Below are 20,566 nucleotides of genomic sequence, written 5' to 3'. Positions count from 1 at the left end.
GTCCTTACGCATGTTGATTCTGTTAATCATACACCTAGAGATGTGCCGGTTCCTGCCAGAACCGGCATAACACTTAGCGCACCATGCATGGGCGTTTATTATCGAAGGTCCAGTTCGGGATCAGGTACTGCATTCCCATCGCGTCATCACGCGCTCCCAGGCCATGTTGCTGGTACAGTTCGTGCGCTTTCATCACCTGGTCCATATCCAGTTCTACACCCAGACCCGGTTTTGCCGGAACCTGCACCATGCCGCCTTTGATTTCAAATGGCTCTTTGGTCAGGCGTTGATTGCCTTCCTGCCAGATCCAGTGGGTGTCAATCGCGGTAATTTTTCCCGGAGCCGCTGCCGCTACATGCGTAAACATCGCCAGCGAAATATCAAAGTGGTTGTTAGAGTGCGACCCCCAGGTCAACCCAAACTCATGGCACATTTGCGCCACGCGAACAGACCCCTGCATGGTCCAGAAATGCGGGTCCGCCAGTGGGATATCCACAGACTGCAACGACAGCGTGTGCCCCATCTGACGCCAGTCGGTGGCGATCATGTTGGTGGCGGTCGGCAGACCGGTGGCGCGGCGGAATTCCGCCATCACTTCACGACCAGAGAAGCCCTGCTCGGCGCCGCACGGATCTTCCGCATAGGCCAGCGATCCTTTCAGATACTTACCGATCTTGATCGCTTCATTCAACGACCAGGCGCCGTTGGGATCGAGCGTTACGCGGGCCTGCGGGAAACGCTTCGCCAGCGCGACGATAGATTCCGCTTCCTCTTCCCCTGCCAGCACGCCACCTTTCAGTTTAAAGTCGTTAAAGCCATATTTCTCATACGCGGCTTCAGCCAGGCGCACAACCGCATCCGGGGTCATGGCCTCTTCATGGCGCAGACGATACCAGTCGCACTTCTCATCCGGCTGACTCTGATACGGCAGCGGCGTCGCTTTACGGTTGCCGACGAAGAACAGATACCCCAACATTTCCACTTCGCTACGCTGCTGGCCATCACCCAGCAGAGACGCGACATTCACCCCCAGGTGCTGGCCTAACAGATCCAACATTGCCGCTTCGATCCCGGTAACCACATGAATAGTGGTACGTAAATCGAAGGTCTGCAAACCACGCCCACCGGCATCCCGATCGGCAAAGGTATTGCGTACCGTATTCAGTACGTTTTTGTATTCACCTAACGTTTTGCCCACCACCAGCGGAATCGCATCTTCCAGCGTTTTACGGATTTTTTCTCCGCCGGGAATTTCACCCACGCCGGTATGACCGGAGTTATCTTTAATAATCACAATATTGCGCGTGAAGAACGGAGCATGTGCGCCGCTCAGGTTCATCAGCATACTGTCATGACCCGCAACCGGAATAACCTGCATAGAGGTAACCAGTGGGGTAGAAAATTGTGCGCTCATAATTAAGTCCTTATTCAAAATTAGTGGCGGCCGAAAACGGGACGTTTACGGTCAAAAGTCCATCCGGGGATCAGATACTGCATTGGGCCTGCGTCATTACGCGCGCCGCCGGGCAGCGCCTTATAGGCTTCATGCGCTTTCTGCACCTGATCCCAGTCCAGTTCCACGCCCAGACCGGGCGCATCGGGTACCGCAATTTTTCCGTTTTTAATCTCCAGCGGATTTTTGGTCAGGCGGCAATCACCCTCCTGCCAGATCCAGTGGGTATCAATAGCCGTTGGATTACCCGGCGCAGCCGCACCGACGTGGGTGAACATCGCCAGCGAAATATCAAAGTGGTTATTAGAATGGCAGCCCCAGGTCAGGCCCCAGTCATCGCACAACTGCGCCACGCGTACCGCGCCGGAAAGCGTCCAGAAGTGCGGATCGGCCAGCGGAATATCGACTGCATTCAGCATTACCGCGTGGCCCATTTCGCGCCAGTTGGTAGCAATCATGTTGGTCGCCACCGGCAAACCAGTCGCGCGGCGGAACTCGGCCATCACTTCGCGCCCGGAAAAGCCCTGTTCAGCGCCGCACGGATCTTCGGCATAGGTCAGCACATCATTCAGGCCTTTACACAGGGAGATGGCTTCATCCAGCAGCCAGGCACCGTTTGGATCGACGGTAATACGCGCATCCGGGAAACATGCTTTCAGCGCACGGACGGTTTCAATTTCTTGCTCACCCGGCAGCACACCGCCCTTCAGTTTGAAATTTTTAAAGCCATAACGATCCTGTGACGCCTGCGCCAGACGCACCACCGCGTCGCTGGTCATCGCTTGCTGGTGACGTAATTGATACCACTCATGTTTACCCGGCGTACTTTCCAGATACGGCAAATCGGTTTTGCAGCGATCACCTACATAGAACAGATACCCGAGCACGGTCACTGCATCACGCTGCTTACCCGGACCTAACAGCTCGCAGACCGGTACATTCAGCGCTTTGCCCAGCAGATCCAGCAGCGCGGCCTCCAGCGCCGCCACCGCATTGACGCGCAGCTCAAATGTCCAGGCACCTTTGCCGAAAGTATCAAAGTCAGCAGCCTGATTGCCTTTATGTACCTGCTGGACCACCTTATTCAGGCGGGCCACTTCCTGACCCAATACCATCGGGATAGCGTCAACCAGAGTCTGATAAATCACTTCACCGCCCGGCGCTTCACCGACGCCGGTATTACCGGCGTTATCGGTAAGAACCACAATATTGCGAGTGAAATATGCGTTGTGCGCACCACCAATATTGAGCAGCATGCTGTCATGCCCGGCCACCGGGATGACCTTCATATCGGTAATAACGGGGCTTGATTGTGTTGTCATCATCATTGTCCTGCGACAGGTTTCAGTTCGATACGTTTAATATCACCGACCAGCACCAGATAGCTCACCACAGCAATCAGCGCATGCACCCCAACGTAAATCAAGGCACCATTAAACGACCCCGTCGTGCCCACAATGTAGCCAATAGCAATCGGTGTCACGATGCCGGAGATATTACCGAACATGTTGAACAGACCGCCGCTCAGGCCGCTAATCTCTTTGGGGGCCGTGTCTGCCATTACCGCCCAGCCCAGTGCACCAATACCTTTACCGAAGAAAGCCAGCGCCATAAAGCCGATAATCATCCACTCAACGTTGACGTAGTTACAGAACACCATCACCATTGACAGCAACATACCCAACACGATTGGCGTTTTGCGGGCGATATTCAGCGAACCGGTGCGACGCATCAGCCAGTCGGAAATAATGCCGCCGAGCACGCCGCCTGCGAATCCGCAAATAGCCGGGACCGACGCGACAAATCCCGCTTTCAGAATCGACATACCCCGCGCCTGTACCAGATAGACCGGGAACCAGGTGATAAAGAAGTAGGTCAGCGCGTTAATACAGTACTGACCGATGTAGATACCGATCATCATGCGGGAACCCAACAACTGTTTGATTTGTCCCCATTTCACGCTGAACGGAACTTTAGCTTTAGCGGCTGCCTGATCCATGTTGATCAGTGCGCCACCTTCGGCAATGTAGTCCAGCTCTTTTTGGTTTACACCCGGGTGCTGGTTTGGTTCATGAATCACCTTCAGCCAGACAAAGCTGATGATGATCCCGAGTCCGCCCATAAAGAAGAATACGTGTGACCAGCCTACTTCGTGGGTCAGCCACCCCATGATTGGCGCAAAAATAACGGTGGCAAAGTATTGCGCAGAGTTAAAGATTGCGACCGCCGTGCCCCTTTCCTGTGCCGGGAACCACGCTGCGACTATGCGACTATTGCCGGGGAAGGAGGGCGCTTCAGCTAAACCGACAAGGAATCGCAACGTAAACAGCGCAACGATAATGCCGAAGCCGCTAAAGATATCGACGAAGCCCTGCAGCAGGGTAAACATGGACCAGATAAAGATGGACCAGAAATAAACGCGTTTTGAACCAAAGCGGTCAAGCAACCAGCCGCCGGGGATCTGGCCGATAACATAGGCCCATGAAAAAGCGGAAAATACATACCCCATCCCGACGGCATCAAGGCCAATGTCTTTGGCCATCTCAGAGCCGGCAATGGATAAGGTGGCGCGGTCGCCGTAGTTGAAGGATGTGACGATAAACAACATCACCACTATCCAGTAGCGAGCGTTAGTGCGTTTTTCCGCGCTGCTCGCCGCCTGACTTAATGAACTCATTGTTGCACTCCTGAATCGTGGCTTTCGCCAGTTCATTCTGTACAGCACCTGTAGGGTGATCAGAATGAGAGGTTAGTGTGTGGCAGTTTTGGTACAGCTCAGGGCCGTTTTATTCTGACTCGCTGCCTTTTCGGGAACTGACGGGAAAAGTATATGAAGGAGTGCCTCTTACCCTCACCGTGCAAAAACACAACATTGCGAGAGGTGAATGAGGTTGTTTATGGCATAAGCCTAAGGGAATGGAAGATGCTTCACGAAATTGGCGTTTGAGGGGGATTTATTGCCGGGTAATGGCGACGCCTTACCCGGCTTATGATTCGAACTGTGCGGATGGTTGGGTAATATTCTATTTGAGGAGCGTTGCCCAGTGTTCTACCCAAGGGTTGGATTCGCTTTCCGGTTCCGGATGTTCACCGGCATCAATCAGCAGCATCTCACCTACACGCTGGGCGCTCTGTTCCTGCAAAAGCGCATCAAACTGCTTACCACCGCCGCAGAAATTGACATATGAACTGTCACCGAGCGCAATAATGCCGTAGTGAACGTCGGGCTGATAACCCAGTTGGTCTTTAATTCCCTGAAACAGCGGCACGATGCTGTCCGGCAGATCGCCTTGTCCCGTCGTTGACGTTACGACCAGGATGTACTTGTCTTTGTACTTTTCCCAGTCAGCCAGTTCCGGATCTTCATAAACCGTAGCTTTATGCCCCTGATTTGCGAGGATAGCTTCGGCCTCTTCGGCAACCAGCAGCGCGTTTCCGTACATCGTGCCGACAAAAATTCCAATTTCCGCCATAACCGTAATCTCCTGGGACTTAAGAATCTATCTGCTTATCCTGACCTGACAGCCCGCTGAACTCAACCCTTTCATTCTCAGGGAGAAGTCCACGCCAGCCAAACTGTGATAACGCCTGCATCCAGACGTCATCCAGCCCGGCGCGAATAACCAGCGGTTCGCCGGTGAAAGGATGGGTCAGCGCAAGCTGGCTGGCATGCAGCATTAATCGCTGACAACCGAAATGCTCCGCGGCGCTGCGATTTTGTCGCAAATCACCGTGCTTGCTGTCGCCAATAATCGGATGACGCAAATGCGCCAAGTGACGTCTGAGCTGGTGTTTTCGACCGGTTTTAGGATCCAGCTCCACCAGCCCGTAACGGGTGGTCGGATAACGTCCGGTCGCCACCGGCATTTCAACCGTCGCCAGGCCGCGATAATGGGTTACCGCAGGCTGTGGGCCTTTGTCGTCACGGGCAAATTTATCGGCAATCTTGTCCAGCTCTTCCACCAAAGGATAATCCAGCACGGCATCATCCATCAGCCAGCCACGCACAATCGCATGATAGCGTTTTTGGATTTGATGCTGCTCAAACTGCTGTGCCAGCCGTCGTCCGGCCTCGCTGGACAGCCCCATCAACAGCACACCGGATGTCGGTCTGTCGAGTCGGTGGGCGGTAAAAACGTGCTGACCAATCTGGTCGCGCACCGTTTGCATTACCACCACTTTCTCATCGCGGTCGAGCCAACTGCGATGAACCAGCCAGCCCGAAGGTTTGTTGACTGCAACCAGCCATTGGTCCTGATAGAGAATCTCCAGCATCAGGCGTTATCACTGGTAAATAGCGCATCCAGATCCTGCAATGCAATCAGGATCACATCGCGCTGTGGATGATCGGCTGCCAGCGCCATTTCATAATATGGCGCAATAGCGAACGCTTCTGGAAGTGGCTGCGCATTATCAAGCAGCGCATGCATGCGGGGAATCAACACCCACTGCAGCCATTCAACCGGCTCCATGGTATCCATACAAAAAGGCTGCGTGCTGGAAAACAGATGCGCTTCTGGCTCATCCATCCGCCAGTGATTATGTTCACGCAGCAGTGCTTCAAGCGCATGCAACTGCTCGCGCACACGGTCATGAGTCGTCATGAAATTAACCTCAATGATGAAAAATCTGGCGCGAAGAATAGCACCAGTAGAAAGGAAATAAAAAAAGGGAGCACTGTAAAAACAGTGCTCCCGGTTCGTTTCGCAGCATTCCAGCTACTTTTAGTGCTCCCTGCTCATCCGTGACAACTTTTCCTGTGGTCTTGCGACCGCGTTCATCCTGAACTTTTGCATCCTGCTCACATCACCCCGATGTGAAAACTTCATCCTGAAGTGTCCTGGCCATCCTGACCCGCCGAACATCCTGACCGGCTCTCGTTCTCCATCCTGGAGGTGTCCTTTAACGCTTCCCGCGTTTTCCTCTTTGCTTCATCCTGAAACCTGTCCTTGCAGCACCGTCCTGGTGTGTCCTGCCGAAGTGTCATCATCCTGATGTTCACTTCGTTGTGCGACTCCTTGTCGACAGAGATAGAATCGCCTGTTTCGCATTGTCTTACAAGACACTTACAGACATACCCTAATGATTATTTTCATATGAAAGTTATCAATAAAACATTAACCAATTGAATTATAAATAGTTAACATTATATCGGTCGATGAAGTCTTTACTGATCACCTGGCAATCTCCTACAGGGTTTGTAAGAGATCTCTCACACGCCCTAGGGCAAACTGGATTACAGAACAGGCTTAAGTTGAGTGAGAAATTCCGCAAGCGAGGCCGCCAGAACCGTCCGTTTACGGGTTCCCAGCGTTTCCTTGCAGACTTCCCCAGACAAGTTGCACACTGAAATAACATCAAGTTCATTGTCCAGTGTGGCAATAAAAAGTGTAGGAGAGAGCTTAAGGCGTTTTTGCGTAACCAGGTGGCCGATCAGGTTTTCCTGTACGCGCCTGAAGTCATCTTCAGACCAGGTTTGCAGCAGAGTAAGTTTCTCATCCGCAAATTGTGCGTGCATGTCCCCGGCAAACTGGGTGGTATAAAACGCATGAACAGCGGGTTGTACCACAATATCAAAGGCGCGTTCAACCGCGTTTACATTCGGCTCGCCCACAAAAGGCTGCGGTTGCCAGTACACCGCATCGTTCGTGGAGGAGATGATGCACGGAGACGGTACGCCATACAGCTCTTCACTCAGCGGCCAGCTGCCGTTTTTTTCATGCCATGCATCGCAATAACGCGTCGTAAAGGCTGCCAACGCCTGTGCTGTCAATTCGTCCACTGATTTCTCTCTTCACAAAAGCCAGGATACACTTGTCGCATAGTGTATCTGGTTTATGACGGTGAAACATGTCCTCTTATGAAAATCATCAGGCGCTTGACGGCCTGACTCTTGGAAAATCAACGGATTACCGGGATATTTACGACGCCAGCCTGCTGCAGGGTGTTCCGCGCAGCCTGAACCGCGACCCGCTGGATCTTAAGGCCGATAATCTGCCTTTTCACGGCGCCGATATCTGGACGCTGTATGAACTGTCATGGCTGAATGCCAACGGCTTACCGCAGGTTGCGGTCGGCCATGTGGAGCTGGATTACACCAGCGTTAATCTGATTGAATCAAAAAGTTTTAAGCTGTATCTGAACAGTTTTAATCAGACGCGTTTTGATTCATGGGAACACGTCCGTCAGACGCTGGAACACGATCTACGCGCCTGCGCGCAAGGTGATGTCAGCGTAGCGCTCTATCGTCTTGACGAACAGGAAGGGCAGCCGATAGCCCACTTCAATGGCACCTGTATCGACAATCAGGATATCGTCATCGATAACTACCAGTTCAGCACCGACTATCTGGAAAATGCCGTAAGCGGTGAAAAAGCGGTGGAAGAGACGCTGGTCAGCCATCTGCTAAAATCCAACTGCCTGATCACCCACCAGCCTGACTGGGGTTCCATACAAATTCAGTATCGCGGTCGCAAAATCGACAGGGAAAAGTTGCTGCGCTATCTGGTCTCCTTCCGCCACCACAATGAATTTCACGAGCAGTGTGTGGAACGCATTTTCAATGACCTGCTGCGTTTCTGTCAGCCGGAGAAACTGAGCGTATACGCACGCTACACGCGACGCGGCGGCCTCGATATCAACCCATGGCGCACCAACACAGATTTCACTCCCGCAACAGGCAGACTGGTGCGTCAGTAATCTTTTTTCTCAATTTTGCGTGTCGGATTCCGCGCGCAAGGTTGTGAAAGGTCATAAGCCAGGGCTATTGTAATCAGTAGAGGATGATATCTCTCGTCCCGTAAGGAGTTTACTTGATTACACATATTAGCCCGCTTGGCTCAATGGACATGTTGTCGCAGCTGGAAGTCGATATGCTTAAACGCACGGCCAGCAGCGACCTGTATCAACTGTTTCGTAACTGTTCGCTTGCCGTTCTGAACTCCGGCAGTTTGACAGACAACAGCAAAGAGCTGCTGTCTCGTTTTGAAAGTTTCGACATTAACGTGCTGCGCCGTGAACGCGGCGTGAAGCTGGAACTGATCAACCCACCTGAAGACGCGTTTGTCGATGGGCGCATCATTCGCGCGCTGCAGGCCAACCTGTTTGCCGTACTGCGCGACATTCTTTTCGTCAATGGCCAGATCCATAACGCGGGTCGTTTCCAGCATCTGGATCTCGAAAGCTCGGTTCACATCACCAACCTGGTCTTCTCCATTCTGCGTAACGCCCGGGCGCTTCACGTCGGTGAAGCGCCGAACATGGTCGTCTGCTGGGGCGGTCACTCCATCAACGAGAACGAATACTTGTATGCGCGTCGCGTGGGCACTCAGTTAGGCCTGCGTGAACTGAACATCTGCACCGGGTGTGGTCCGGGCGCGATGGAAGCACCAATGAAAGGCGCTGCGGTAGGCCACGCCCAGCAGCGCTACAAAGACAGCCGCTTTATTGGTATGACCGAGCCGTCAATTATCGCGGCGGAACCGCCTAACCCGCTGGTAAACGAACTGATCATCATGCCGGACATTGAAAAACGTCTGGAAGCGTTCGTGCGTATCGCCCACGGTATTATCATCTTCCCGGGTGGCGTAGGGACAGCAGAAGAGCTGCTGTATCTGCTGGGGATCCTGATGAATCCGGCCAACAAAGATCAGGTTCTACCACTGATCCTGACCGGACCAAAAGAGAGTGCGGATTACTTCCGCGTGCTGGACGAATTTATCGTGCACACGCTGGGGGAAGATGCGCGTCGCCACTATCGCATTATCATTGACGATGCAGCGGAAGTCGCTCGTCTGATGAAAAAAGCGATGCCGCTGGTGAAAGAAAACCGTCGCGACACAGGTGATGCTTACAGCTTTAACTGGTCGATTCGTATCGCGCCCGATCTGCAGATGCCGTTCGAACCTTCCCATGAAAACATGGCGAATCTGAAACTGTATCCAGACCAGCCTGTTGAAGTGCTGGCTGCAGACCTGCGTCGCGCATTCTCCGGGATTGTCGCGGGGAACGTGAAAGAAGTCGGCATTCGCGCCATTGAAGAGTTTGGCCCGTACAAAATCCACGGTGACCCTGAGATGATGCGCCGCATGGACGATCTCCTGCAGGGCTTTGTTGCACAACATCGTATGAAGTTGCCGGGCACTGCGTATATCCCGTGCTACGAGATCTGCGCATAACCTTCAACACCCGCTAGCAGCGCTATAGCGGTGACAGTTTTGTCCATATCAAAGCCGGATTTGGCGCATCAGCCAACCGGCTTTTTTAGTGATACCAGTCACATAGCTCACGCAATAACATAAATATCAATTATCTTTCGTCTGGCGAGCCCCAAAACGCAAACGATTACCTCCCAGGGGAAACCGTGATTTATCACCGCAAATTATAATTAGTCATCAGAATTCACTAAAAACAACAGTTTTTATAGCGTACCCCTCGTATCTTCGCGCCCTGTCTTTCATGCCATATGTCGTTAATGTTAGCCTTCACGCCCGTAAATTCGCTTTGACTATTTTTTAACAGATTAATGGTCCAAATTTATCCACATAAAAGGTGGATTATTGCATTTGAGATCGCGATCACTGATACATTCATTACTTAAATGTATCTTTCCGCCCGAAAATTATTACGGCGAAAAATTATATAAAAATCGCTAAACGAATTTCGTTTTACAGTCGGGTATTTTTTCATTGGATTGAACCCAAACCCGACTTTTTAAGCTTCCTCCAGGAGAAACAGATGGAAAACACGCAAACCAGCACTATCGTTACGGGCCAGACCCGCAGCGCATGGCGCAAGACAGACACCATGTGGATGCTGGGCCTTTACGGCACGGCGATTGGCGCGGGTGTATTATTCCTGCCAATTAACGCAGGCGTTGGCGGTATGATCCCGCTGATCATCATGGCCATTCTTGCCTTCCCAATGACCTTCTTTGCTCACCGTGGTCTGACCCGCTTCGTGTTGTCCGGTAAAAATCCGGGTGAAGACATCACTGAAGTTGTAGAAGAACACTTTGGCGTTGGCGCAGGTAAACTGATTACTCTGCTCTACTTCTTCGCTATCTACCCCATTCTGCTGGTTTACAGTGTTGCAATCACCAACACCGTTGAAAGCTTCCTGACTCACCAGTTGGCGATTACGCCGCCGCCGCGTGCAATCCTCTCTCTGATTCTGATTGTCGGCATGATGACCATCGTGCGCTTCGGTGAACAGATGATCGTGAAGGCGATGAGTATCCTGGTATTCCCGTTCGTTGCGGCTCTGATGCTGCTGGCGCTGTATCTGATCCCTCAGTGGAGCGGTGCGATTCTGGAAACCATGTCTTTTGACTCTGCGGCAACCACCGGCAACGGCCTGCTGTTGACCCTGTGGCTGGCGATTCCGGTAATGGTGTTCTCCTTCAACCACTCCCCGATCATCTCCTCCTTTGCCGTGGCGAAGCGTGAAGAGTACGGTGATGAAGCAGAGAAGAAATGCTCCAAGATTCTGGCATTCGCTCACATCATGATGGTACTGACCGTTATGTTCTTCGTCTTCAGCTGCGTATTCAGCCTGACTCCGGCGGATCTGGCTGCAGCGAAAGAACAGAACATCTCTATCCTGTCTTACCTGGCAAACCACTTTAACGCGCCGATTATTGCCTGGATGGCACCGATCATCGCGATTATCGCTATCACCAAATCCTTCCTCGGCCACTACCTAGGCGCACGTGAAGGCTTCAACGGGATGGTGATTAAGTCTCTGCGCGGCAAAGGCAAATCCATCGAAATCAACAAACTGAACAAAATCACTGCACTGTTCATGCTGGTAACCACCTGGATTGTGGCGACGCTGAACCCGAGCATCCTCGGTATGATTGAGACCCTGGGTGGCCCAATCATCGCGATGATTCTGTTCCTGATGCCGATGTATGCGATTCAGAAAGTACCGGCAATGCGTAAATACAGCGGCCATATCAGCAACGTTTTCGTTGTGATTATGGGCCTGATCGCTATCTCCGCTATTTTCTACTCTCTGTTCAGTTAATTCCCCTGCGCCGCTCTTCGGGGCGGCGCACCTCGATACACAATGGACGCCTCATGATTAGCGTATTCGATATTTTCAAAATCGGCATTGGCCCTTCCAGCTCCCATACTGTTGGCCCGATGAAAGCAGGCAAACAATTCACGGATGACCTGATTGCACGCGGAATTCTCACTGACGTAACCCGCGTAGTGGTTGATGTCTATGGCTCTCTGTCCCTGACCGGGAAAGGTCACCATACCGACATCGCGATTATTATGGGCCTGGCGGGTAATCTGCCGGATACCGTAGACATTGATGCTATCCCGGCCTTTATCCAGGATGTGAATACTCACGGACGTTTGCTGCTGGCGGACGGTCAACATGAGGTCGAATTCCCGGTTGATAAGTGCATGAATTTCCATACGGACAATCTGTCCCTGCACGAAAACGGGATGCGTATTACCGCACTGGCAGGCGAAAAAGCCATTTACAGCCAGACGTACTATTCCATCGGCGGTGGATTTATCGTTGATGAAGAACACTTTGGTTTACCGAATAACTCTCCGGTAAACGTGCCGTATCCGTATAAATCCGCAGCTGATTTGCAACGTCATTGCCAGGAAACCGGCCTGTCACTTTCCGGTCTGATGATGCAAAACGAACTGGCGCTGCACAGCAAAGAAGAGCTGGAACAGCACTTTGCTAACGTCTGGGAAGTGATGCGTAGCGGGATTGAGCGCGGCATCACCACCGAAGGCGTATTGCCGGGCAAACTGCGCGTTCCGCGTCGTGCGGCAGCACTGCGTCGTATGCTGGTTAGCAGTGACAAAACCACGACTGACCCGATGGCGGTTGTAGACTGGATCAACATGTTTGCGCTGGCCGTGAACGAAGAGAACGCTGCCGGTGGACGTGTAGTTACCGCCCCGACGAACGGCGCATGCGGGATTGTTCCTGCAGTGCTGGCGTACTATGACAAGTTTATCCGCGAAGTGAACGCTAACTCACTGGCACGCTATATGCTGGTCGCGAGCGCCATCGGTTCCCTGTACAAGATGAATGCCTCAATTTCGGGTGCTGAAGTGGGCTGTCAGGGTGAAGTCGGCGTGGCGTGTTCTATGGCGGCGGCGGGTCTGGCAGAACTGCTGGGCGGTAGCCCGACGCAGGTATGTATCGCCGCAGAAATCGGTATGGAACACAACCTGGGTCTGACCTGCGATCCGGTTGCCGGACAAGTTCAGGTTCCGTGCATTGAGCGTAACGCCATTGCATCGGTGAAAGCGGTGAACGCCGCTCGTATGGCGCTGCGCCGTACCAGTGAACCGCGCGTGTGCCTCGATAAAGTTATCGAGACCATGTACGAAACCGGTAAAGACATGAATGCCAAATACCGCGAAACCTCACGTGGCGGTCTGGCGATGAAGATCGTTACCTGCGATTAATCCCTGGCGCAAGCTTATCCGGCCTACAGTGCCACAGTCATTTGTAGGCCGGATAAGGCGTCAGCCGCCATCCGGCAAAATGTTGTTTCAGATCTTCGCCTCCCCCCACTGTGAATGTTACCCTACAGCCTGATTTATCAGGGAGAACACCGTGGCCGTCCATCTGCTCATTGTCGATGCACTCAATCTCATTCGTCGCATTCACGCCGTCCAGGGGTCGCCCTGCGTGGAGACGTGCCAGCACGCGCTCGATCAGTTGATTATGCACAGTCAGCCCACACACGCCGTGGCGGTATTTGATGACGAAGCGCGCAACAGCGGCTGGCGTCACCAACGCTTACCTGACTACAAAGCCGGTCGCCCGCCAATGCCTGACGATTTACACAAGGAAATGCCCGCCTTACGCGCCGCTTTTGAACAACACGGCGTCTGTTGTTGGGTCTCGAGCGGGAATGAAGCCGATGATTTAGCCGCAACGCTGGCGGTGAAAGTCACCCATGCGGGACATCAGGCCACCATCGTTTCGACAGATAAAGGTTATTGCCAACTGCTCTCCCCAACATTACGCATTCGCGACTATTTCCAGAAGCGCTGGCTGGACGCGCCGTTCATTGAGAAAGAATTTGGTGTAATGCCTCAGCAATTGCCAGATTATTGGGGACTGGCCGGGATCAGCAGCTCAAAAGTGCCGGGCGTTGCAGGTATTGGTCCCAAGAGTGCAACACAGCTACTCATGCAGTTTCAGCATCTGGAAGGGATTTACGCACATCTGGAAGACGTGCCGGAAAAGTGGCGCAAGAAACTGGAGATGCACCAGGAGATGGCGTTTCTGTGCCGTGATATCGCGCGGCTGCAAACGGACTTACATATTGACGGAAATCTCCAGCAGCTACGGCTGGCACGGTAGTCTTATTGCCGGATGGCGCTGCGCTTATCCGGCCTACGCATCGTCCCTCCAGTAGGCCGGATAAACGCCAGGTGATTACCAGGCGGTATGGTAAAGCTCGACAATATCGGCAATGCTTGCTTCACGCGGATTACCGCCAGTGCAAACATCGTCAAATGCCGCCTGCGCCAGCGCAGGAATATCTTCCTTACGTACCCCCACATCACGTAAGTGCGGCGGGATCCCCACATCGCGGTTAAGCGCAAACACAGCATCTACCGCAGCCTTACGCGCCTCTTCCAGCGTTAAACCTTCCACTTTCACCCCCATCACCCGGGCGATATCGCGGAATTTCTCTCCGGTGTATTCGGCGTTGTAGTGCATCACGTGCGGTAACAAAATGGCATTGGCGACGCCGTGCGGAGTGTTATAAAAGGCCCCTAGCGGGTGTGCCATCCCGTGCACGAGCCCCAGACCGACGTTTGAAAATCCCATTCCGGCAACGTACTGACCCAGCGCCATTGCCTCACCAGACTGGCTGTCACCATTAACAGAGCCGCGCAACGCCCCGGCAATGATCTCAATAGCTTTGATGTGCAACGCGTCAGTGAGTGCCCACGCCGCCCGCGTAATATAACCTTCAATAGCATGGGTCAACGCATCGACCCCGGTCGCCGCTTTTAACGCGGCAGGCATACCATCCATCATATCGGCATCAATAAACGCCACCTGCGGGATGTCATGCGGATCGACACAGACAAATTTACGCCGATTTTCTTCGTCCGTGATCACGTAGTTAATGGTCACTTCCGCCGCCGTCCCTGCCGTCGTAGGGATTGCCATCACCGGTACGCTCGCAGCACGTGTTGGCGATAACCCTTCAAGGCTGCGTACATCGGCAAACTCAGGGTTATTGTGGATAATGCCAATCGCTTTGCAGGTATCCTGCGGGGAGCCGCCGCCTATAGCTATCAGATAATCTGCGCCACTTTGCTGAAAGACTCCCAATCCCTCCTTCACCACTGCAATTGTAGGATTTGGGATCACACCGGAATAGATTTCCCACGGCAAACCGGCGGCATCCATACGGGATGTCACCTTATCGACAACGCCGCACTGTACCAGGTTTGCATCGGTGACAATCAAAGCCTTGCGATAACCCCGACGGATGACCTCGTCCGTTAATGCCCCAACAGCTCCCCGGCCAAACCATGCCGTTTCATTCAGAATCATTCTGTTCGCCATCGTATTTCTCCTTTTCGCTATGCGAAATTACTCTTCAATTCGTAATCCGTAAGATTTGAATTTCTCCAGCACAATGGCGATCTCTTCGTCATCCAGCACCGGCACCGGGTCGACAATCGCCAGGGTGCTTAGATAAAGGCGGGCCAGGACTTCGACTTCATGCGCCAGCCATAGTGCTTTTTCCAGATTCGCTTCACAGGCAATCAACCCGTGGTGCTGCAACAACGTTGCCTTACGGCTTTTCAGCGCGACGCTCACATGCTCTGACAGCTCTCGTGTACCAAACGTCGCATACGGCGCACACGGGATAGAGTTCCCCCCAGCCGCGGCAATCATGTAATGGATTGCCGGAATAGGACGGTTCAAAATCGACACGGCGGTGCAATGAATCGCATGGTTATGAACGACTGCATTGGCATCCGGGCGCGTCTGATAAGCCGCCAGGTGAAAACGCCATTCACTGGAAGGTAATTGTCCTTTATCATATTTGCCGTCGTTATCTACGAACACGATCATGTTTTCAGTGAGTCTTTCGTAAGGGATACCGCTGGGTGTGATCAGCATTCCATTTTCATAGCGCGCACTTACATTTCCTGCGGTCCCCTGATTCAACCCAAGACGGGTCATTTCAAGGCAGGTTTCGATGATTTCACGTGATAAACGCATTCTTTCCATAATGATTCTCCGGGTACAGTTGCCCCTCGTCTTTATTGCGAAAAAATGCAGCCGCAGAGTAAGACGGGTCAGGTTTCAGGTATGAGCAGCCACTGAACACATTTATTCAGATTCAGTTGGCCGATTTAGTTAGTGCGACGAATTATTGTTGTCTTACGCGCTTAATTAGTTTCATCTCAACTTTTACAGTTTCTTTAATGGGCTGGTCATCAATAGCACTCATCATCATAGCGAAAGCTTTTTCCGCCCAGACATTTTCATCCTGCTGCATCGACCAGACATTATTCGCGAGGAATCCCAGCATGGGATGTTCATCAAATGTCCCGATATTAATATCCGGTGGAATCACACCGAAACGATTGCGAATAGCAATGACGGCACCTTCCAGTACAGGTAATGATGAGGCAATAAACGCCTGCGGACAGCCCTGTTCGTTGATCAATTTATCCATCAACCGATAACCACCATCCGGCGTATTATCCGGACCTTCACGCACCCAGTCACGATGAGAAATTCCATTATTATTCAACGCGTTAAGGTAACCTTTTAAACGATCGCCAATACTGGGCAATCCGGTATCCCCGACTAAAAACCAGATCGGAGATTTGCCTGCATCAAACAAACTTTGCGTCAGCTTTTCACCGCCTAAAATGTTATGACTTTCAACCAGCGCGTTATCGGTATACTTAAAATCCCTGTCGAGTAGCACCATCGGTTTTCTGACCTGACGCAAATGGTGTTGCTGATTCTCTAATGTTGAAGGAACAATAAACAGGCCATCAACATTACGAGCTATTAACGCTTTCGTTAATTTGTTTTCGTAATCAACATCATCGTAGGTACAACTAATCGTTAATTGATATCCAGAACGACGACAACGTTGTTCAAGTTTCTCGGCCAGTGTGGCAAAAAAGACGTTAGATATATTGGGTACAATCAGCCCCAACGTATCTGTTTTATTCAGTTTCAGGCTGCGGGCTGAATGGTTTATGACATAACCATACCGTTCAACGTATTCATTAATACGCGTTTGGGTTTTGACACTGATACGATATTGCTCAGCCTTCCCGTTCAGCACCAGTCGCACGGTCGTCACCGATAAATTCAGATCGCTGGCTATCTGTTCTACTGTTTTAGCCATTTATATGTCCCAGTTCACATCCAAAAACGTCAATTCACAATCATAAAAGTATTTTAAACTTTTGTCTTACTGCATAACCTGGTTAAGCGCCTGCTGTTGATCCCACATCATCAGATATGCCTGGTATTTACGGTCATAGAAGTCCTGTCGTGCCGGATTCGCTTTAATCACCCCACCTGGGCAAACCATCGCCCGGCAGGCGGAGGGAACATCTGCCCACACCCCGCTGGCCACTGCACCGGTGATAGCCGCACCTAACGTCACCGCATCTTCTTCCTGCATAAGATGAATATCGCATCCGGTGGCGTCTGCATACTCTCGCAACCACAGAGGATTGTGTGTTGCACCGCCACATAGCGTCAGTCGAGAAATGGTATGACCGTTTTCGCGCATCACTTCCATAATGTGTCGCGTGCCGCAGGCAATCGCCTGTAATGTCGCCAGATACAGACGAGCAACCTGCATCTCACCTCGTTCAAGCGTCAAACCGCAAACGCTGCCCCGGGCATCGGGTCGCGCACGCGGGGAACGGTTACCGTGGTGATCGGCCAGCACATGCAGATAACGACCAGGCTCAGACTCCTGCTCCTCAAGTGCGGCAACCCATTCATTAACTAAAACGATGGGATGGCAACCCCGGGCCTCAGCTTTGTGAAACAGCTCAGCGCTGGCACCCGACTCCTGAAGCGTCCAGTCAACCAGCGCCCCAGCCGCGCTTTGCCCCCCTTCCGTCAGCCAGTAACCAGGCAGCATAGCGGACCAGTACGGCCCCCATACACCCGGTGTATGAATCTCCTGCTCGCTGCACAGCATATGGCAATTTGATGTTCCGCTGATCAACGCCAATGTTCCCGCAGGCTCGGCACCGGCAAGCGCCACGCCACCCGCATGCGCATCAATCATGCCACTGGCGACTACCACCGCTGTCGTCAGTCCCAGCGCCTGTGCCGCATCGGGGCTGAGCGTCCCAACGGCCGCGCCCGGGGGCAGGATCCGTGACGGAATTTTGTTGAGTAAATCAGTTAATTCAACCGCATCCAGCAGGGAGTGGCTAAAGCGTTGCTCATGTGCCAGATAGTTCCATTTACAGGTTAAAGTACACAGACCAGCAACATCACAAGCGGTGGCTTTCCAGACCAAAAAATCCGCCAGATCGTAGAAGCGGTGTGCACTCTGCCAGGTCGCGGGGAAATGGTTTTTTAGCCACAACGCTTTGGGTAGTTCCATTTCGACACTGACTTCACCACCGACATAACGCAACGCCGGGTCCTGTGTAGCGTTGATACGCTGCGTCTCCTGCACCGCACGATGATCCATCCACATGATGATGTTATGGTCTGACGGTTCACCAGGTGAAACCGCCAGACCCTGCCCCTGTTCATCCAGAGCCACTAACGAACAGGTGGCATCAAACCCCAGCGAGCGGATCTCCTCAACGCCAACCCCGGCTGACGACACAGCCTCCTTCACGGCATGGCAAACCTGCTGCCAGATTTCGGCAGATGACTGCTCTACCCGCTCGGGGCCAGGTCGAAACTGCGAGATAGGGAATGTCGCAAAAGCCATCCGTTTGCCACTGGCATCAAAAACACCAGCCCTGACACTGGCGGAACCGACATCCACTCCGAGGAAATATCCACTGCTCATAGTAGCTCCCTGACGCTGGCTAATAATGGGGCGAATGTACCGCCCCGGCGGTCTTATTTTTTACCGAATGGGTGCAACAGCTTGTCGATTTCCGGTGTATCAATGTTCTGCGCATTAACAAATTTCACCGGAATATCAATTTCTTTCGGTACTGACTGACCTGACACGGCCGCATTCAGCGTCTTAATACCCTGATAGCCAATCTGGTACGCATCCTGTACAACAAAGCCCTGGATCACGCCAGATTTCAGGAAGGCAATGATTGCTTCGGTGCTATCAAAACCAATCACCTTCACTTTACCTTTCAGGTTTTGGCTATCAATGGCGTTCGCCACACCCAGCGTTGAGCCTTCATTGGTGCCGTAGATCCCGGCAATATCGGGGTTTGCCTGGATCATATCGATGGTTTTATCCATCGCTTTTTGCGGATCGCCATCACTGTACTGAACCGGCAGAACTTTGATATCCGGATATTTTTCCTTCATTCTGGCCACAAAACCTTCCGAACGTTCAATTGCGGAAGAGGTTCCAGCCACGTGCGCAATAATGCCGACTTTCCCTTTGCTACCCACTTGTGCAGCGAGAGCATCTGCCGCTTCAGCCCCTGCTTTACGGTTATTCGTTGCCACAAAGCTGACAGGAATGTCAGAATTTACGCCTGAGTCAAACGTCACCACCTTGATGCCACGTGAATTCGCTGTTTCCACTAATGGCGCAAGCGCATTGGCGTCTAATGCCGCCAACAGTAACCCATTAGGTTTTTGCGCCATTGCGTTTTCAACCAACTGAATCTGCTCGGCAATCTGAGTTTCATCAGCAGGCCCAACATAGCTGGTCTTATCGCCCAACTCTTTCGCTGCCGCTTCGGTACCCATTTTTACGGTCTGCCAGAATTCATGCTGGAAGCCTTTACTGACCACAGGAAGGTTCATATCTTTAGCCAGTGCGCTGGATGTCATGCAGGCCAGCAGGGATAACGCATAGACAAAATTCCTGGTTCTCATTGTTTTACTCCGTTCTGAGTGAGTCACCCTAAACGTCAGGGTTATGTTGTCCCGTGACTTCCGGGTGCGTAAATCAACGAATTTTTTTGCGTAAAGTGTCGAGATAAACCGCGGCGATAACGACTACGCCCATGGCCACCATTTGCCAGAACTGCGAAACGCCCATCAGGTTCAGACCATTTTTCAACACGCTCATAATGAATGCGCCGATAATGGTGCCGCCAATAGTGCCAATCCCCCCCATCAGGCTGGTACCGCCAATGACCACCGCAGCAATGGCTTCCAGTTCATAGCCCACGCCGACGGTCGGCTGGCCCGAGTTCAAACGAGAGGCCAGAATGACCCCGGCAATCCCGGTCAGCAGACCACAAAATGCGTAGACGAAAATTTTCACGCGCTGGACTTTAATCCCGGAAAGATGCGCAGCAACCTCATTACTGCCCACGGCATAGACATAGCGGCCAATCACCGTTTTCTTGAGGATATATGCGGCGATCAGTGCGACAACCACGAGGTAAAAAACGGGGTAAGGCAGCACATCGAACAAGCGTCCCTGCGCCAGCATCTTGAAGGTGGGATAATCAGCAAAGTAAATTGCCCGGCCGTCAGTCATTACCATATTGATGCCTCTGACGGACATCATCAGACCCAGGGTGGCAATAAAGGGCGGAATAGTCATTTTAGTAACCAGCAATCCATTGATATAGCCGCATAACCCACCCGCCAGCACACCCGCCAAAATACATACGGGCAGAGGTAATCCCAGCGTGGCGCTGATACCTACCGCAACACCAGAAAAGGCCACTACCGAGCCAAGAGAAAGGTCGATTCCTGAAGTGATAATGACGAAGGTAACGCCAATCGCCATGATGCCAATCACCGAGGTTTGCAGGGCAATTGTCATAATGTTTTCAGTGTTAAAGAAGAAAGGTGATCCAAAACTAAAAAATATCACCAGAATAATCAGACTCAAAAGCGGCGCCAGGCGCAGGTGATGCTGCCAACTTACTGATTTAGTGTATGATGGTGTTTTTGAGGTGCTCCAGTGGCTTCTGTTTCTATCAGCTG

Annotated in this window: 18 protein-coding genes; 5 read left to right on the top strand and 13 right to left on the bottom strand. The window is 52.3% G+C overall.

Annotation, left to right across the window (positions count from 1 at the left end; genetic code table 11):
• Nucleotides 1–73: 73 nt before the first annotated feature.
• The 7 genes from gudD to syd form a co-directional block, all read right to left on the bottom strand.
• Nucleotides 74–1,414, bottom strand: a complete 1,341-nt coding sequence (gene gudD, locus OGY19_RS19115) for a glucarate dehydratase (RefSeq protein WP_115601556.1) — start codon at nt 1,412–1,414, stop codon at nt 74–76.
• Nucleotides 1,415–1,434: 20 nt separating this feature from the next.
• On the bottom strand, nt 1,435–2,775 hold the full coding sequence (locus OGY19_RS19110) for an enolase C-terminal domain-like protein (protein ID WP_115601555.1): 1,341 nt from the start codon (nt 2,773–2,775) through the stop codon (nt 1,435–1,437).
• A gap of 2 nt (nt 2,776–2,777) precedes the next feature.
• Nucleotides 2,778–4,130: a galactarate/glucarate/glycerate transporter GudP gene (gene gudP / locus OGY19_RS19105; RefSeq protein WP_061068486.1), complete on the bottom strand. Its 1,353-nt coding sequence runs from the start codon at nt 4,128–4,130 to the stop codon at nt 2,778–2,780.
• Nucleotides 4,131–4,476: 346 nt separating this feature from the next.
• Nucleotides 4,477–4,926 carry a flavodoxin gene (locus OGY19_RS19100; protein ID WP_115601553.1) on the bottom strand — a complete coding sequence of 150 codons (450 nt, stop codon included), beginning with the start codon at nt 4,924–4,926 and terminating at the stop codon, nt 4,477–4,479.
• Nucleotides 4,927–4,945: 19 nt separating this feature from the next.
• A complete protein-coding gene (truC, locus tag OGY19_RS19095) occupies nt 4,946–5,728 on the bottom strand; it encodes a tRNA pseudouridine(65) synthase TruC (protein WP_061068487.1) in 783 nt (260 codons plus the stop codon).
• A complete protein-coding gene (locus tag OGY19_RS19090; protein WP_048213080.1) occupies nt 5,728–6,057 on the bottom strand; it encodes a YqcC family protein in 330 nt (109 codons plus the stop codon). The genes truC and OGY19_RS19090 overlap by 1 nt, the downstream gene beginning before the upstream one ends.
• 632 nt (nt 6,058–6,689) lie before the next feature.
• Nucleotides 6,690–7,235 (bottom strand): SecY-interacting protein, encoded by a 546-nt coding sequence (syd, locus tag OGY19_RS19085; RefSeq protein WP_048213081.1) that lies wholly within the window; start codon nt 7,233–7,235, stop codon nt 6,690–6,692.
• Nucleotides 7,236–7,303: 68 nt separating this feature from the next.
• Between syd and queF the strand changes: the two genes are divergently transcribed.
• The 5 genes from queF to xni all read left to right on the top strand — a co-directional run bounded on the left by queF (nt 7,304) and on the right by xni (nt 13,807).
• Nucleotides 7,304–8,152: an NADPH-dependent 7-cyano-7-deazaguanine reductase QueF gene (gene queF / locus OGY19_RS19080; protein WP_048213082.1), complete on the top strand. Its 849-nt coding sequence runs from the start codon at nt 7,304–7,306 to the stop codon at nt 8,150–8,152.
• Between the two features lie 113 nt (nt 8,153–8,265).
• The gene (gene ppnN / locus OGY19_RS19075; protein ID WP_048213083.1) at nt 8,266–9,630 is read left to right on the top strand and encodes a nucleotide 5'-monophosphate nucleosidase PpnN; all 1,365 of its coding nucleotides are present in this window, start codon (nt 8,266–8,268) and stop codon (nt 9,628–9,630) included.
• 559 nt (nt 9,631–10,189) lie between these two features.
• Nucleotides 10,190–11,479 carry an HAAAP family serine/threonine permease gene (locus tag OGY19_RS19070; protein WP_003034073.1) on the top strand — a complete coding sequence of 430 codons (1,290 nt, stop codon included), beginning with the start codon at nt 10,190–10,192 and terminating at the stop codon, nt 11,477–11,479.
• 53 nt (nt 11,480–11,532) lie between these two features.
• Nucleotides 11,533–12,900 (top strand): L-serine ammonia-lyase, encoded by a 1,368-nt coding sequence (locus OGY19_RS19065; RefSeq protein ID WP_042310732.1) that lies wholly within the window; start codon nt 11,533–11,535, stop codon nt 12,898–12,900.
• 151 nt (nt 12,901–13,051) lie between these two features.
• Nucleotides 13,052–13,807, top strand: coding sequence for a flap endonuclease Xni (gene xni, locus OGY19_RS19060; protein WP_115601551.1), 756 nt, complete (start codon nt 13,052–13,054; stop codon nt 13,805–13,807).
• Nucleotides 13,808–13,882: 75 nt separating this feature from the next.
• On the opposite strand, the gene fucO is transcribed toward xni, so the two are convergent.
• From fucO to OGY19_RS19030, 6 genes are all read right to left on the bottom strand, one after another.
• Nucleotides 13,883–15,031 (bottom strand): lactaldehyde reductase, encoded by a 1,149-nt coding sequence (gene fucO / locus OGY19_RS19055; protein WP_048213086.1) that lies wholly within the window; start codon nt 15,029–15,031, stop codon nt 13,883–13,885.
• Between the two features lie 27 nt (nt 15,032–15,058).
• Entirely contained in the window at nt 15,059–15,706 is a 648-nt protein-coding gene (fucA, locus tag OGY19_RS19050) for an L-fuculose-phosphate aldolase (RefSeq protein WP_005130946.1), read from the bottom strand.
• Nucleotides 15,707–15,848: 142 nt separating this feature from the next.
• Nucleotides 15,849–16,847 (bottom strand): LacI family DNA-binding transcriptional regulator, encoded by a 999-nt coding sequence (locus tag OGY19_RS19045; RefSeq protein WP_061068493.1) that lies wholly within the window; start codon nt 16,845–16,847, stop codon nt 15,849–15,851.
• Nucleotides 16,848–16,913: 66 nt separating this feature from the next.
• Entirely contained in the window at nt 16,914–18,494 is a 1,581-nt protein-coding gene (locus tag OGY19_RS19040) for an FGGY-family carbohydrate kinase (RefSeq protein ID WP_286597016.1), read from the bottom strand.
• A 53-nt stretch (nt 18,495–18,547) separates the two neighbouring features.
• A complete protein-coding gene (locus OGY19_RS19035; protein ID WP_061068495.1) occupies nt 18,548–19,498 on the bottom strand; it encodes an ABC transporter substrate-binding protein in 951 nt (316 codons plus the stop codon).
• A 73-nt stretch (nt 19,499–19,571) separates the two neighbouring features.
• Nucleotides 19,572–20,489, bottom strand: coding sequence for an ABC transporter permease (locus tag OGY19_RS19030; protein ID WP_213730297.1), 918 nt, complete (start codon nt 20,487–20,489; stop codon nt 19,572–19,574).
• Between the last annotated feature and the right edge of the window lie 77 nt (nt 20,490–20,566).

It is taken from the genome of Citrobacter sp. Cy070 (assembly GCF_030332245.1).
GTDB classification, from domain to species: domain Bacteria; phylum Pseudomonadota; class Gammaproteobacteria; order Enterobacterales; family Enterobacteriaceae; genus Citrobacter; species Citrobacter youngae.
The sequence above is the reverse complement of the archived record's forward strand: the minus strand, read 5'-3'. Positions and strand labels throughout refer to the sequence as shown.

Coding starts and splice junctions, on each gene's coding strand:
- fucO (WP_048213086.1), bottom strand. CDS start 15,031: ATGGCGAACAGAATGATTCTGAATGAAACGGCATGGTTTGGCCGGGGA.
- OGY19_RS19070 (WP_003034073.1), top strand. CDS start 10,190: ATGGAAAACACGCAAACCAGCACTATCGTTACGGGCCAGACCCGCAGC.
- OGY19_RS19065 (WP_042310732.1), top strand. CDS start 11,533: ATGATTAGCGTATTCGATATTTTCAAAATCGGCATTGGCCCTTCCAGC.
- OGY19_RS19035 (WP_061068495.1), bottom strand. CDS start 19,498: ATGAGAACCAGGAATTTTGTCTATGCGTTATCCCTGCTGGCCTGCATG.
- queF (WP_048213082.1), top strand. CDS start 7,304: ATGTCCTCTTATGAAAATCATCAGGCGCTTGACGGCCTGACTCTTGGA.
- truC (WP_061068487.1), bottom strand. CDS start 5,728: ATGCTGGAGATTCTCTATCAGGACCAATGGCTGGTTGCAGTCAACAAA.
- gudP (WP_061068486.1), bottom strand. CDS start 4,130: ATGAGTTCATTAAGTCAGGCGGCGAGCAGCGCGGAAAAACGCACTAAC.
- fucA (WP_005130946.1), bottom strand. CDS start 15,706: ATGGAAAGAATGCGTTTATCACGTGAAATCATCGAAACCTGCCTTGAA.
- OGY19_RS19100 (WP_115601553.1), bottom strand. CDS start 4,926: ATGGCGGAAATTGGAATTTTTGTCGGCACGATGTACGGAAACGCGCTG.
- OGY19_RS19110 (WP_115601555.1), bottom strand. CDS start 2,775: ATGACAACACAATCAAGCCCCGTTATTACCGATATGAAGGTCATCCCG.
- OGY19_RS19040 (WP_286597016.1), bottom strand. CDS start 18,494: ATGAGCAGTGGATATTTCCTCGGAGTGGATGTCGGTTCCGCCAGTGTC.
- OGY19_RS19090 (WP_048213080.1), bottom strand. CDS start 6,057: ATGACGACTCATGACCGTGTGCGCGAGCAGTTGCATGCGCTTGAAGCA.
- gudD (WP_115601556.1), bottom strand. CDS start 1,414: ATGAGCGCACAATTTTCTACCCCACTGGTTACCTCTATGCAGGTTATT.
- OGY19_RS19045 (WP_061068493.1), bottom strand. CDS start 16,847: ATGGCTAAAACAGTAGAACAGATAGCCAGCGATCTGAATTTATCGGTG.